This is a genomic window from Lactobacillus sp. YT155 (genome assembly GCF_030504545.1).
Classification (GTDB): Bacteria; Bacillota; Bacilli; order Lactobacillales; family Lactobacillaceae; genus BQUT01.
In genome coordinates this window covers 41,650-56,705 of sequence record NZ_JAUKWP010000002.1, presented here as the reverse complement: position 1 = coordinate 56,705, position 15,056 = coordinate 41,650, and the positions used below count along the sequence as shown (strand labels likewise).

Sequence of the window (15,056 nt, the reverse complement as noted above, 5' to 3'; positions counted from 1 at the left end):
AAAAGACTTGAGATTATTCTCAAGTCCTTTTTATTAATATCTATTTACTAAATCTACAAATGCATCGACGATTGATTGGAAGAAGCCAAGAGTACCTTCATTGGTTACTTGTCCGTTGTCGTTTAACATATCTGTCACGCCACCTAAGTATGCTTCTGGTTGTTGAACAACTGGCATATTTAGAAATACTAGTGATTGACGTAGGTGATGGTTGGCACCGAATCCACTAATTGCACCTGTTGATGCTGAAACGATTACGGCTGGCATTTTGTCCCAAACGCTGGCTCCATATGGACGAGATCCAACATCTAGAGCGTTTTTCAATACGGCAGGAACTGAACGATTATATTCTGGTGTAAAGAACATTACGGCGTCCATTTTTTCCATTGTTGCTCTAAATTCTGTATATTCTGCAGGAACGTTTCCTTCATCATCGAAATCTTGATTATATAGGGGTAGATTACCAATTTCAACGAATGTTGGTTCGAATCCTTCTGGCAATAACTTAACAAAGTTATTGGCGATTTGCTTTGTGAAAGAACCATTACGAAGGCTTCCTACAAGTACTGCGATATTTTTTGTCATATTCTTTCTCCTTTGATATTTGTCGACAATTATTAAGTTATCATGAAACAAAAATATCTCAAAATGATTGTTCTCGTAAATCAAATATTTTTTTATTTCTTGAGATTTTTTTATTGACTTAGGATTTAATTATCTGTATGGTTATCCTCAATAAGTACTTAAGTAGTGATTTATCTGGGTGTCAGAAAGCCAGTGGTTGATGCGAACTGGTCAGGGTAAACTCATGAACTATTGCAATTAAATATTTCTTAGAGGCATCTTTTTTGATGTGAATAAGGGTGGTACCACGAAATTTTCGTCCCTGTTGCTAAATTAGCAGCAGGGATTTTTTTTATTTTTAATTTAGGAGAAAGTATTATGAAAAAGAAAATATCAGTTACTGAGGCAATTATTGTCTTGCTCATTATGTTTGTTTTATTAGGCGTGAGTGTTATTAAATTAGGGCTCATGCCACAAGTGCCAATTCTATTTATCATTGCGTTGTTAATCACTTGGGCGTTAATTCGAGGTTTTAACTGGAGTGATATAAATGCTGGAATCGAAAAGGGAATCAGCGGGGGAATTATTCCAATTGTAATTTTTGTATTGATTGGGGCTTTAATTGGCTCATGGATTGCTGCTGGAGTAATTCCAGCCTTGATGTTAGTTGGTTTCAAAATTATCAGCGTTCAATTCTTTGTTCCCTCGGTCTTTATTGTTTGTGCCATTATTGGAACATCGATTGGCTCGGCATTTACCATTATTTCAACAATTGGAATCGCGTTATTAGGAATGGGAAACGCTTTGGGAATTGATCCAGTTTTAACTAGTGGAGCAATAATTTCTGGAGCAATTTTTGGTGATAAAACTTCACCTTTGTCCGACTCAACTAATTTAGCTTCAGCCATTGCTGGTTCGGATTTATTCGATCACATCAAGCATTTAATGTGGACTACAATTCCTGCTTTTATCATTTCACTGGGATTTTTCTCTTTCTTGAATCCGCAGGCTTCAAGTACACATGCAACAACTATTTTGAATCTGGAACAGCAGATTAACAGTCACTTTACTATTGGCTGGTGGCAAGCAATTCCAATCATCTTAATGTTTGCTTGTGCTTTGTTAAAAGTTCCTGCTATTGGAACTTTATTATTAAATATCACGGTTTCAGTTGGCTTGATTTTTATTCAAAATCCCCATACAAGTTTGTTAAAAATCACTAACATTCTAAACAACGGTTACGTAATGCATTCTAGTAACGAGAATCTAAATAGTTTACTTACACGTGGTGGAATTATGAGTATGATGCCAACAGTAGCGTTGATTATCATAACATTGTCTTTAGGTGGATTATTAATTAAATTCAACATTATTCAAACCGTGATCGACTTAGCAACGAAGAATATTAAAAAAACGGGAAACTTAGTCTTAGTAACTATTCTTTCGGGAATTGGTGTTAACATATTTGTAGGAGAGCAATACTTATCAGTAATTTTACCTGGTAATGCTTTTAGAAAAGTCTACGACAGCAAAGGGTTTAAACCAGTGGTTCTAAGTCGAATATTGGAAGATGGTGGAACTGTAATTAACTACCTAATTCCTTGGGGTGTAGCAGGGTCATTTGCAGCTACTACGCTAGGAATTTCAACTCAAGCATACTTACCATTCGTATTATTTAGTTGGATTTCACCAATCTTATCAATCATAAGTGGATACACTGGTTTAGGCATTAGTAAAAAGGAGCAAAAATAATGCGAGCATTTGGATTTAAAAATAATGAACTAGATGGCTTAGTCGAATTTAATGCAGCAAAACCGGAATTACGTGCTAATGACATTCTGGTGGAAATACAAGCAGTCGCGTTGAATCCGGTTGATACGATAACCAGAAAACAAATTAAAGGAGATTTGGTTGAGCCTTTGATTGTTGGTTATGACGGTTATGGTGAAATTGTTGAACTTGGCAGTAATGCTGATAAGTTTTCTATTGGTGATAAAGTCTTCTTTGCCGGTGATCACACTCGTTCGGGTTCTTATGCAGAATTAATGGCTGTTGATGAACGAACGGCAGCTTTGGCTCCTAAGAATGTTGATGCAGAACATGCGGTTGCCATACCATTAACAGGGTTGACTGCTTATGAGTCCCTAGTTGATAAAATAGGAATTGATTTTCAAGCTGACAATAGTGATAAAAAGGTTCTAATTATCAATGGTTCAGGTGGAGTTGGATCAATTGCAATTCAGTTAGCAAAAATTGCAGGTTTGCAAGTGATTGCTACAGCTTCTCCAAAAAACCAGCAGTGGGTCCAGGAACTTGGTGCAGATATTGTTGTTGATCATCATCAAGATCTTGTCGCTCAATTGAATGATAAGAAAATTTCTGAAGTTGATGATATTTTAGTCTTTAGTGCGGTGGATCCTCACTGGCAAGAAATTGTGAAACTAATTAAACCTTTTGGACGAATTGTTTCAATCACTAGTATCACTAGTAATTTGAATGACTTAAAAACTAAAGCTGCTAGTTTTGAATGGGAGTACATGTTTGCCAAAACAATGTATCAAACTCCTAATTTAGCGACGCAAGGTCAATATTTACAAGAAATCGCAGATTGGTTGACTAAAGGCAAGCTAGAATCCACTGTCACTAAAGTCTATCAAGGAATAAATGTTGAGAATATTAAAGAGGCCACAGAATTATTAGATGCCGGTCATATGATTGGAAAAATAGTGATAAAAAAATAATCGCCTATCAGGCGATTATTTTTAAATTAAATCAAAATGTTTCAAACCGTTCACGATTCCATGGTCGGTGTTTTTAGTAGTGATAAATTCGGCATATTGGAAGATATCTTCGCCGGCATTTCCCATTACCACTGGATGGTCGACATAACCAAGCATTTCAACATCATTAGGTCCATCGCCAAAAGCATATGTGGGGATGTCGGTTAATTGTAGTTCTTTCAACAAATGTTGAATCCCAGTTTTCTTAGTTTCATTTTTCATGACACAATCAATTGAATAGGCACCAGTTTTGTAAAAAGTCATATCTGTGCCAAATTGTTCAGTGTACACATCGGCAGATTCTTTTGTGTAAACAACGAGCATACTAATATCGTGATCTTTGTAGAAATCGGGATTAACTTCTGGAATTGGTTCAGCGATTAGTTTGTGAGACTCAATGATTTCATTGGTTGAGTCAGTTGTCGAATAAATTTGCTTATCGTTATACATTGATACTGCCGTATTTGATGAATTTGCAAAACCGATAACTTGATCTAATAAAGCCGTAGGAATAACTCGTTGATAGACTATTTCATCGGAATTTTTTACTAGACTTCCATTTAAGGTAATGACTGTTTCGATAGAAGTCATTTCTTGGGCATGTTGAATTTCCTGTGGAGAGCGACCAGTACAAATGACTGGAAGAATTTGGTTTTCTTTTAATTGAGTAATAGCTTGAGCTACTTCGTCATCAATTCGTGATCTATCGTTTAAAAGTGTGCCGTCTAAGTCGAAAAATACAGCACCTTTGATGTTTGTTAAGTTCATAAAATACTCCTTATTGTTGCGAAGATTTTTATAACAGTTATAATTTATAGGATAACAGATTAACTGTATTAATAGTTATTATTGGAGTAGTGTTATGAGAATATTAATGATTGAAGATAATAAATCAGTTTCAGAAATGATGAATATGTTTTTTCAAAAAGAGGGGTGGGAAGCCACCTTTGCTTATGATGGAGCTGATGCCTTAAAAATATTTAATGCTGATCCGAACGGATGGGACATTATCACTTTGGATTTGAATTTACCTGAAGTAGATGGAATGAAAGTCGCCCAAGAAATCCGGAACGGCTCTACTACTGTGCCAATAATTATGCTAACAGCTCGCGATACTGAAAGTGATCAAGTGCTCGGATTAGAATTAGGCGCAGATGATTACGTTACCAAACCATTCAGTCCAATTACTTTAATTGCACGAATCAAAGCTTTATATCGACGTAGTAAAATTAGTAATGAAGAAACAGAAACAACTACGGTGGAAGTGAGCGATGATTCGTCCAGTGATGACATTGATACCGGCATTTTTAAATTAAATATCAAAACACATGAAGCTTCAATCAATAATAAAGAAATACCTGATTTAACTCCCAAAGAATTTGATCTACTCAAGGTTTTAGCTAATAAACCACGTCAAGTGTTTTCTCGAGAACAATTGTTAGAACAAGTTTGGGGTTATGATTTCTTTGGTGATGAGCGAACCGTGGATGCTCACATTAAAAAATTACGTCAAAAAATTGAACTAGTTGGACCACAAGTAATAAGTACAGTTTGGGGTGTAGGATATAAATTTGATGATACGGGTGTATAGTCTAAGATGAAATTAATCTACCAGCAAATGATCGGATTCTTCGTTGTTATCTTTACAACGCTGAGCATTCTGACATTATCGATTCAAAAAAGTAATGAAAACTTAGAATATGAACAGACTTGGAATCGTTTGGAAAGTTATGGTAACAGTTTGGGTAAGATGGCCTTGCAACAAAATCCCCAAACTCACCAAATAAAGAACGTTACTAGTGAATTTATTGATGACTTAGAGAACGTTCTTCAAGACCAATCAGTTCAGTTTGCTGTGTTTAATTCTGCTAATGAGCAAGTTTATCCCGAAAATAGTACCGATATCCATCTTAAATCGGATATTTGGCGACAAATTCAAAGTCGTAAAGTTGTTCGCAAACAGACAAATAATGGAATAGGTTCACCCAAATTCGCCAACAAGAGTGGTGAAATGACCTTTGTTATTGTTCCTTGGTATATGGATGGTAAGTTAGTTGGAGCTGTTTGGGTAGGTTCGCAAGTTGCTAATTTGAAGAGTAACTTACAAGATATGGAAAAAAATCTATACACCACCATTGCTATCGTATTGGTCATATCCATTTTTATTAGTTATATTTTGTCGAAATATTATATTTCTAGAATTAATCGACTCCGATACGCTACCAAGAAAGTCGCTCAAAATGATTTTGATGTCAAAATTAAATTCAAGAATCATGATGAAATCGATGACTTAGCTAAAGACTTCAATGTCATGGTCAGGTCGTTAAAAGAGTCGAGTGACGAAATTGAGCATCAAGAACAACGCTTGAAAGACTTTATGGATAATGCTTCTCATGAAATGAAAACACCGTTAACGACAATTAATGGGATTCTAGAAGGGTTGCAATATGATGCAATTCCCGAAGAGTCAAAAGATAAAAGTATTAATCTGATGCGTAATGAAACTAATCGTTTGATACGTCTGGTATCTGATAATTTGGATTACGAAAAAATTCGCACGAATCAAATTGTCTTAAATAAAACTAGTTTCAACGCTGTTAAACCACTGAATAACATTGTCTCACAATTGAAAAATGAACTGAAAGAAGCTCATGATACTATCAAAATAGTCGCAGATGAAAAAGATGTTGAAGTTTATGTTGATTACGATCGATTTGTTCAGATTTTCTTTAACATTATCAAAAATGCAATTCAGTTTACTGAAAATGGTGAGATAAAGATTGCTATCAATAAGATTAACCGTGGAGTAATGATTTCAGTATCCGATACTGGAATTGGATTAACTGATGAACAAATAGAAAATATTTGGGATCGTTATTATAAAGTTGATCCTTCTAGAAAAGTTACTAAAGGTGAGTCTGGTTTAGGGCTTTCCATTGTTCATCAACTAATTGAAATGCATCAAGGATCAATTGAAGTTGAAAGTGAGTTAGGCAAGGGGACATCATTTGTTGTGAAGTTCTATGATAAACAATATCTATAAAAAAAGAAGCCACTATTGGGCTTCTTTTTTTTGCTTCTTAGATAAAATATCAATTGATGAACGAGAACCATTTAATTCAACTGCATCAGTCTGATAATCAGAAGTGGTTGATTTATCATTATTTCGAGAAAAGACACTCGTCGATTTTAGTTTCAAGCGATTGCGAATTTTTTCCATCTGTTGCACTTGATTGAAGTAATCATAATTCTCAGGATTAACCGGTGTGAATCCGTTTGGTGTGTAGAACCTTAACAAGTTCATATTATTAACTTTGTCAGATAATGTTAAAGCTTGTTCTTTATCTTTTTGAATTTTTTCAATTCGTTTCAACAATTTTTTACTTGGTTTTTCGATTAATAAACCAGTACGGTTGTCATAGATATTAAGACTACCACTCTTATTATTAATAATAGTGAAATCTTTGTTGATAATATCTTTATTTCTAAAAATAACATTGCCGTTATGTTGACTAGACATTAAGTCAGTTCCGAATTGAACATATCCTTGAGTATCAATTCCGGCTAAATGTAAGACGGTAGGTAGGACATCGATTTCTCCACCGTATTGACTTTGGATACCACCTTTTAGTCCTTTCATATTAATCATAAAAGGAACTCTTTGCATTTGAGTATTGTCGAATTCATTCCAAGGAGTATCGTTTTTCTTGTCGATGATAGTAGAAAGAGCCTTGTTATCTGAATCAGATAAACCATAGTGATCACCATATAGGACAATCATCGAATTATCATAGATACCTGATTTTTTTAGATAATCAAAGAATTCTTTAATCGAGTTATCAAGATAGTGAGCAGTTGCAAAGTAATTATTTACTACCTGGTTATCCGTATCTGGTCTGACGAATCCATCATTATCTTCTTCATCAAGTGGGAAAGGATAGTGGTTAGTAACAGTGATGAATTTGGTATAGAAAGGTTGTTGCATTTGTTCGAGATACTTGGCACTTTGTGACAACATCAATTTATCTTTTAGACCATATTCTGTGCCGGATTTTTCCATCGAAGTATCGTAGTAACTTTGGTCAAAGAAATAATTATAACCGAAGTTTTTATAAACATTATTTCGACTCCAAAAACTGGCCACATTCCCATGGAAGACTGCTGATGAATAATCTTTTTGTTGTTTAAGAATAGCTGGTGCTGCTTGGAAGGTATTATCTGGTCCTAATTTTGTAAAGACTGAACCTTCAGGAAGACCATAAAGGCTAGTTTCTAACATTGTCTCAGCGTCACTAGTTTTCCCTTGACCAACTTGATGGAAGAAATTCTTGAAGGCTAGGGTGTCATTACTGTGATATAAGGAATTAAGGAAGGGTGTGACTTCTTGGCCATTGACTTTGTAATCAATTAAGAATTGTTGGAAACTTTCTAGATGCAATACGATGATGTTTTTACCGTTAGCAACGCCATAGTATTTCGCATTGACAGGAGCGTAGTGATCATTTACATAGTCCAATACTGGGGAAATATCAGTTCCATCGGCTGTTGATCTGACGGCATCATTTTGCGCAGTTTTAACAGTGTCATAAACTAAAAACGAATTAAGACCTAAGTATTTAACTACGTACGAACGGTCAAAGGTACGTCCAAGAAGTTGGGGACGATTCGATTCGGCTAGGGTTAGATTGACTGCAAATAAAGCAATTGCAAAGACACTGGTAGCAATTGCTGTTAGTCGTTTGATTGGTCGTTGATCGATTTTGATGATTCCATATATTAAGAGACCAATAACAATTACTAAATCTAACCAGTAAAAAATATCGTGAAATTGCATTAAGTTAAAGGTACTAGAACCTAGACCTTTGGAAACTTTGCCTGCCGAAGCAATAGTATTGAAGGAAAGAAAATCGGTAAATTGACGATAATAAATAATATTTCCATACAAAATAAGCGTTTGAAGAGCATAAACGATTAAAGTGACAATGTAAGCCAATTTAGATTTTTTAATATATAGTCCAATACCTAACATCAAAATAGTTGTGGCAAATGGATTAATAACCGCGATAAAATGTTGAATTGGATCAGCGATTCCTAAATTGAATTCATAGTAATAAGCAAAGATAGTTTTGAGCGCCATTAAAACTGTCAGTAAAAAAATAAATCCAAAGCGAGTTGTTAATAGCTTTTCTTTTTTATTCATTAAATTAATATCCTTAAATCTTTAATTACTACAATATTACTGCTAATATTATTAATGTTAACATTTTATTAGAAAGAAAGTCTTTATGCTATTTTTAAATCCGGTATATCAACAAGTTGAGCAGCTATATGCAGATAAAATCAATCACTTTCCGTTAATTCGATTGATCTTTTTAAGCTTGGATAAAACAATATTTTATTTGATTGTTTATATCATTTTACGTTTTTTGTATTTGAAATTCAAAAAAAGAAAAACGAAGGCTCTAAAAGAGTTGAAACTGGGCATCTTTGTTACCTATTTATTGTTACTCTTTTTCCTAACAGTTTTTCGAGCTCCGTATTTCCCTTGGGAAATTCACTTGGTCTTGAATCGCCCACTATCGGACATCAACATGATTCCATTAGTGGAAACCTTCAAACTGATACGAGGCAGTTCGATAATCGACTTCTTGTATAATTTTTATGGAAATATCTTGTGGTTTATTCCCATGGGAATTTTAATACCGTCGCTGACGAGAAAACGAATTAGTCTGACGAAAGTGGCACTAATTGGAGCAGTGATTTCAATTAGTATCGAGTTACTTCAATTTATATTAATGTCTGGAATCAGTGACATTGATGATGTGATTTTTAATACTTTAGGCGTGATAATCGGTTATTGCCTCTATCAAATTGGCAAATCAATCAAAAAGTTGTTTAAATAATAGAATTTTGTAACTAAATGAACTAAAATTAAAAAGTATCTTTGAACAGAAAGGGAATTAACCATGACACATATAAAATTCGATGATTCAAAATTAACACCTTTTGTTAATTCAAATGAATTAGATGAAATTCAAGCACTAGTAAACGCCGCTGACGAACAACTTCGTCAAGGAACTGGTGCAGGTAGTGATTTCAGAGGATTCATTGACTTACCAGTTGACTACGACAAGCAAGAATTTGCTCGTATTAAAGAAGCTGCTAAGAAAATCCAAAACGATTCAGAAGTATTTATTGGAATCGGAATTGGTGGATCTTATTTAGGAGCACGTGCAGCCATTGACTTCTTGAGCTCAAGTTTTTATAACGTTCATAATGATAAGAAAGTTCCCGAAGTTTATTTCGCTGGTAACTCAATTTCACCAAATTACTTAGCTGATTTGATGGAAGTAATTGGTGATCGTGACTTCAGTATCAACGTAATTTCTAAGTCAGGAACAACTACTGAACCTTCAATTGCTTTCAGAATTTTAAAAGCTAAATTGATTGAAAAATATGGTGAAGCAGAAGCTAAAGGGCGTATTTACGCAACAACTGACCGTGCAAAAGGAGCTTTGAAGCAAGAATCTGATGCTCAAGGTTATGAAGAATTTGTAGTTCCTGATGATATTGGTGGAAGATTCTCAGTTCTTTCAGCTGTTGGTTTGTTACCAATTGCCGTAGCTGGAATTGATATTGATAAGTTAATGGAAGGTGCTGCTGCAGCTCGCACAGATTACACCGATACCGACTTAAACAAAAACGAAGCATACCGTTATGCAGCCTTGAGAAATATTTTATATCGTAAAGGTTACACAACTGAATTACTTGAAAACTATGAACCAAACTTGCAATACTTTGGTGAATGGTGGAAACAATTAATGGGTGAATCAGAAGGTAAAGATCAAAAAGGAATCTATCCTTCAAGTGCCAACTTCTCAACTGACTTGCATTCATTAGGTCAATATATTCAAGAAGGTCGTCGTAACTTGATGGAAACAGTAGTTATGATCGACAAGCCTCGTCATGATTTAGAAATTCCTAAATATGATGAAGATTTAGATGGCTTAGGATATCTTGAAGGCAAGACAATGGACTTCGCTAACAAACGCGCTTATGAAGGTGTGGTGCTTGCTCACACTGACGGTGGCGTTCCAGTTATGTCAGTTCATGTTCCTGAACAAGATGCCTTTAGTTTAGGATATCTAATTTACTTCTTCGAAATCGTTGTTGGTATTTCAGGTTACTTGAATGGTATTAATCCATTCAACCAACCAGGTGTGGAAGCATACAAGAAGAATATGTTTGCTCTACTTGGAAAACCAGGATTTGAAGAATTAGGAAAAGAATTAAGTGATAGATTATAAGAATAAAAAGACTAGCCTTGCGGTTAGTCTTTTTGTTTCCTATAATTAAATTACGAATAATAAAATATTTGAAAGCGATATAAAATTAGAAAAGTGGAGTATGTATATGACAAATGTGGGGATTGACTTAGGAACATCAAATAGCTTGATAAGTTTTTGGGATATTAATAAAAGAGAGGCCGTGTTAATCAAAAATAGCAAAGGGAAAACACTTACTCCTTCTGCGATTAGTATTGATAATGAAAATAACATTTTAATTGGTCAAGATGCATATGATCGTATTATTGAATATCCTGAGCAAACAGTACAGCATTTTAAGAGATTCATGGGTACTGATAAGAGATGGGAAATTAATAAGAAATATTATACACCGATTGATTTTTCAGCATTGTTATTAAAACAATTGAAAACTGACGCAGAACTATATTTAAACGAAGAAATCACTGATGCAATTATTAGTGTGCCTGCTTACTTTAATAATGACCAACGTGAAGCAACTATCAAAGCTGGAAAATTAGCAGGCTTTTTAAAAGTTGATTTAATTAGTGAGCCGACGGCCGCTGCAATTGCTTATGGAATTAATCGAGAAGAAGACAGTCATTTTTTGATTTGTGATTTAGGCGGAGGGACATATGATATTTCACTCCTTGAATACTTTGAAGGGACTTTAAATGTTCAAGCTATTTCTGGAGACAATCATTTAGGTGGAGTTGATTTTACAAACGCTATGGTGGATGATTTTTTAAATACTGAAGGGTACCTTTTAAAAATCGACCATTTAGAAAAAATTCAACTTAAACAAATAATGAATCAAGCAAAGGAAAATTTTGACGAAAAAGAAGGAGTTAAGATTGAAATTTCAATTGCTAATCAAGAATTTACGTATCAAAGAACTGAAGAGCAGTTAAATGAAATTTTTAGTGAGCTATATAATCGTTTAAAAACTCCTATTTTAAGGGTCTTAACAGATGCAAAAATAGAAATTAGTGATTTAAATCAAATTATTTTGGTAGGTGGCACGACAAAATTCAGATTAATTAGTTATCAATTTGGAAAATTATTCGAACGTCCTCCATATGTAGGTGTTAATCCTGATGAAAGTATTGCTGTGGGTGCAGGAATCAGGAGTGGAATGGATACAGACATCGACTTAGTTGATGAGATGATTTTAACCGATGTCAGTCCTTTTAGTATGGGAATTGAGATGGTTAGTGATGAGAATAGTGACGAACTAATATTTTCACCTATTATTGAAAGAAATACCCCTTTACCAGCAAGTAGAGTACAAATATATGAACCCGTATCCAAATTGAGCCGTTCAGTAGAGATTAAAATATATCAAGGTGAAAGTATGTTAGTGAATGATAATTTGCTAATTGGTAAATTTGAAATGCCAGTTGCTATGAAAGAGCGTGCTTTTGAAGTTCGTTTTACTTATGATAAAAACGGAGTTTTGGAAGTGAAAGCAATTAACGGTAAGAAAAAAGAAAAAACTTTACTGATAAATAGCGGTAACACCGAACTAAGTGATGCACAAATGAGATTGCAGATGGAAAAACTTGAAAGCCTGAAAGTTAATCCAAAGGATAAACCAGAAAATAGAAAAATTATTGACCGTATCAATAGGTTATTTGAAGATAGCATAGGCGAAGATCGTGCTCGCTTGGAAGAAGTTTATATGTATTTTGTAGGAGTTTTAAGTAATCAGAATTCAAGTGAAATAAAGCATGCTAGAGCAGAAGTTACTAAAATTCTCGATGATTTTGAAGCATAGGAGAAAACTATGAAATACTTTGAGATTTTAGGCGTTTCTAAAAAAGCTAGTGAGCAAGAAATAAAAAAAGCTTATGCTAATAAATTAAAAAAATTGAAGCGTGCTGAATTTGAAAGAGAAGTTGCAACTTCGGAATATGAGGAATTACGAGAAGCTTTAGAGAATACTTTGGCCGGTAATGGTAATTTTGATGCAGATGATGAATATATTAACGACTATAATAACAATTTTTCCAGTTTGTTGACTGGTGGTACACAGCAACAATTTTCTGACGAAGAAGATTTTAGTGAAGAAGAATTTCAAGTTGATGAATTTGATGAGAATAGATTTAATCATGAAGTGAATGACGAAGATTTAATGGAAAATGAACTTGATGAAAATAGATTTGTATTTTCAAAAGATGACTTTGAAGAAGATAATGACGAATTAAAAAAAGAACATATTGAAAATCAGAGAGCTCAGTCACAAAAATTAACAGGAACAATTCTAAACTGGATAAAAAATGATTGGGATAGTTTGTCTAATATCGATAAGTGGCAGGAATTGATTGATCTGACATCGAACTGGAATCTTACTGAACTATATGAAAGCCAAAGGTTTATGATAAGACTATTAAATAATTATTACTATCTTTTACCTGGTACAGTGATTCAGAATATTATTGGAACATTTGCGTTGGAGAAAAAAAGATTAAGTATTGAAGATATTGAGGACGCACCAAATTTTAACTTGAGTAATTGGAGAAGCATTCCCGAAATAGACCGTCGCGATTATTATATGAAAAGATTCATTTTTTATATGGAAGTGAGCCATTATAAGTTCGACTCTTCAATTGAAGTTTTATACGAAGAATTTGTAGAAGAATATCAACCTGACTGGTCTCTTATTACTAAAGATGAAGATTTTTGCAATGTCTTTTTGATATATTATTTAGTTTATAGAATGGAAAATCATTTTGGCAAAGAAGATATTGATGATATTCACTTCTTTTTAGACGTGGATAATAAGTCAATTGAAACCACTTATCTAGCTCAAGGGTTGGAAATGATTCTTCAACAAGATGAAGTCGATGAAATTTATGCTGAGAACGAAAAATATACCTTTGAGGAACTTCGTAAGAATCGAAGAAACATTCCTCAATTTGTAGTTGATTATTTATCTGGATTTGAGGCTTTTTATCACGATGACATTGAATTGACTGCTAAAAGATGGATTTTTTTAAACTTCGAGTGTCTAAGGACACAAGTGCCTTATATCGGAAAAAAAGTTCGAAAGATTAATAGTGCTACTTTGAAACAAACAGCAAAAAGTGCGAGAAAAGAAACAATTCCATACATTATATTCATTTGGATAGCGGCTCTTATTTTGATTAGATTGGTTAGGTTCTTCCTGAGATAAAACGTAATTCTTTCTAAGAGAACAAAAAAGTGAACTATATTCTAAGCTAATATTTACCTGAGGTGTAATTATGACTAATCAAGAAATTATCATGCGATTCTTCAATTCTTGGATAACTAAAGATTTTTCAAGATTGGATGATTATTTCAATCAAAATGCAATCTATGTCGAGAGCTACGGACCCTGGTATCAAGGATTAGATGAAATAAAGGCCTGGATTAATCATAAAAAGAAAATGCAGACTGTTTAATCAATGGGACATCAAGAGAATTCTTGATTGTGGAAACAACACTTATACTGTTGAGTGGTATTTCAATGCTGATGAAAATGGTCATACGGAATTTGATGGTGTTTCAATTATCGAATTCAAAAATGGTAAAATTGAAAAACTATCTGAATTTGGAGCGAAACACGAATTGTATCGACCTTATGAAAAAATATAGTTAAAAAGGGAATTTATGAAAAAGAAAACCGTTAGAAATATTATTTATTTAGTAGCATCAATAACTATTATCATTACTGGAGCCATTAATCTACCTGATAACGGTTCAACAAACAGTAATGATAAAAAAAATGAGAATACTGAAAAAGTAATTAATGTTAAAAATAGTGAATTAGCAAATCTAAAGTATGAGGACGTAAAAGAAGTAACGGTTAATAACAACAATCCTAACTTTTCAACAGCTGACTTAACCACCGACAAAGGAAGTTGGCAGAGCTATTCTAATTTGGATAACTTGAATCGTGCAGGAGCAGCTAATGCCTTACTGAATAAGGAAATGATGCCGACAGCTAAACGAGAAGGTCTAACTTGGAATCCAACTGGTTGGCATAATAAACGAATTAAAGGTGGTTGGCTATACAATCGTAGTCATTTAATTGGCTACCAACTTTCCGGGCAAAACAATAATCCTAAGAATCTGATTACTGGGACTCGTCAGTTGAATTCTCCAGAAATGTTGGCACATGAAATGGATATTGCTTATTTTTTGAAGAATAATCCTAATAAATTTGTTCGTTATCGAGTAACTCCAATTTTTAGAGGCAACGAATTACTAGCTCGTGGAGTGCAGATGGAAGCACAATCAAGTGGTTCTGATGATATAAAATTCAATGTCTACATCTTTAATGTTCAAGACAATGTCAATATAAATTATGCCGATGGAACTAGTGTGGTTGATAATAGTTAGGAACTGTCTTACTTTAAAAAAAGTAATAGAATGAATTTATCAA

13 protein-coding genes are annotated in these 15,056 nt (G+C 33.9%); 10 read left to right on the top strand and 3 right to left on the bottom strand.

Translation table 11 applies throughout. From position 1 onward, the window contains the following. Positions 1-33 precede the first annotated feature (33 nt). On the bottom strand, positions 34-585 hold the full coding sequence (locus Q2T76_RS03120; RefSeq protein ID WP_302084056.1) for an NADPH-dependent FMN reductase: 552 nt from the start codon (positions 583-585) through the stop codon (positions 34-36). 357 nt (positions 586-942) lie between these two features. On the opposite strand from Q2T76_RS03120, the gene nhaC reads away from it, so the two are divergent. Both nhaC and Q2T76_RS03110 read left to right on the top strand, forming a co-directional pair. After that, complete coding sequence (gene nhaC / locus Q2T76_RS03115) at positions 943-2,316, top strand: Na+/H+ antiporter NhaC (protein WP_302084054.1); 1,374 nt, start codon at positions 943-945, stop codon at positions 2,314-2,316. After that, positions 2,316-3,305 carry a zinc-binding alcohol dehydrogenase family protein gene (locus tag Q2T76_RS03110; RefSeq protein WP_302084052.1) on the top strand — a complete coding sequence of 330 codons (990 nt, stop codon included), beginning with the start codon at positions 2,316-2,318 and terminating at the stop codon, positions 3,303-3,305. The genes nhaC and Q2T76_RS03110 overlap by 1 nt, the downstream gene beginning before the upstream one ends. A 21-nt stretch (positions 3,306-3,326) precedes the next feature. On the opposite strand, the gene Q2T76_RS03105 is transcribed toward Q2T76_RS03110, so the two are convergent. Continuing rightward, the gene (locus Q2T76_RS03105) at positions 3,327-4,112 is read right to left on the bottom strand and encodes a Cof-type HAD-IIB family hydrolase (protein ID WP_302084050.1); all 786 of its coding nucleotides are present in this window, start codon (positions 4,110-4,112) and stop codon (positions 3,327-3,329) included. Between the two features lie 94 nt (positions 4,113-4,206). On the opposite strand from Q2T76_RS03105, the gene Q2T76_RS03100 reads away from it, so the two are divergent. After that, on the top strand, positions 4,207-4,935 hold the full coding sequence (locus Q2T76_RS03100; RefSeq protein ID WP_302084048.1) for a response regulator transcription factor: 729 nt from the start codon (positions 4,207-4,209) through the stop codon (positions 4,933-4,935). Between the two features lie 6 nt (positions 4,936-4,941). Then, positions 4,942-6,387, top strand: coding sequence for a HAMP domain-containing sensor histidine kinase (locus Q2T76_RS03095; RefSeq protein WP_302084046.1), 1,446 nt, complete (start codon positions 4,942-4,944; stop codon positions 6,385-6,387). 12 nt (positions 6,388-6,399) lie between these two features. Here the strand turns inward: Q2T76_RS03095 and Q2T76_RS03090 are convergent, their stop codons facing one another. Further along, a complete protein-coding gene (locus Q2T76_RS03090) occupies positions 6,400-8,544 on the bottom strand; it encodes an LTA synthase family protein (RefSeq protein ID WP_302084044.1) in 2,145 nt (714 codons plus the stop codon). Between the two features lie 85 nt (positions 8,545-8,629). Here Q2T76_RS03090 and Q2T76_RS03085 point away from each other — a divergent pair, with 85 nt between their 5' ends. The 6 genes from Q2T76_RS03085 to Q2T76_RS03060 all read left to right on the top strand — a co-directional run bounded on the left by Q2T76_RS03085 (position 8,630) and on the right by Q2T76_RS03060 (position 15,013). Then, complete coding sequence (locus Q2T76_RS03085) at positions 8,630-9,247, top strand: VanZ family protein (RefSeq protein WP_302084042.1); 618 nt, start codon at positions 8,630-8,632, stop codon at positions 9,245-9,247. A gap of 63 nt (positions 9,248-9,310) precedes the next feature. After that, positions 9,311-10,651, top strand: coding sequence for a glucose-6-phosphate isomerase (locus Q2T76_RS03080; protein WP_302084040.1), 1,341 nt, complete (start codon positions 9,311-9,313; stop codon positions 10,649-10,651). A 106-nt stretch (positions 10,652-10,757) separates the two neighbouring features. After that, positions 10,758-12,425 carry an Hsp70 family protein gene (locus Q2T76_RS03075; RefSeq protein ID WP_302084038.1) on the top strand — a complete coding sequence of 556 codons (1,668 nt, stop codon included), beginning with the start codon at positions 10,758-10,760 and terminating at the stop codon, positions 12,423-12,425. Between the two features lie 9 nt (positions 12,426-12,434). Beyond that, the gene (locus tag Q2T76_RS03070) at positions 12,435-13,823 is read left to right on the top strand and encodes a hypothetical protein (protein ID WP_302084036.1); all 1,389 of its coding nucleotides are present in this window, start codon (positions 12,435-12,437) and stop codon (positions 13,821-13,823) included. A 70-nt stretch (positions 13,824-13,893) separates the two neighbouring features. Continuing rightward, positions 13,894-14,073, top strand: a complete 180-nt coding sequence (locus Q2T76_RS03065) for a nuclear transport factor 2 family protein (RefSeq protein WP_302084034.1) — start codon at positions 13,894-13,896, stop codon at positions 14,071-14,073. A gap of 208 nt (positions 14,074-14,281) precedes the next feature. Next, positions 14,282-15,013: a DNA/RNA non-specific endonuclease gene (locus Q2T76_RS03060; RefSeq protein WP_302084031.1), complete on the top strand. Its 732-nt coding sequence runs from the start codon at positions 14,282-14,284 to the stop codon at positions 15,011-15,013. The last annotated feature ends 43 nt before the right edge of the window (positions 15,014-15,056 follow it).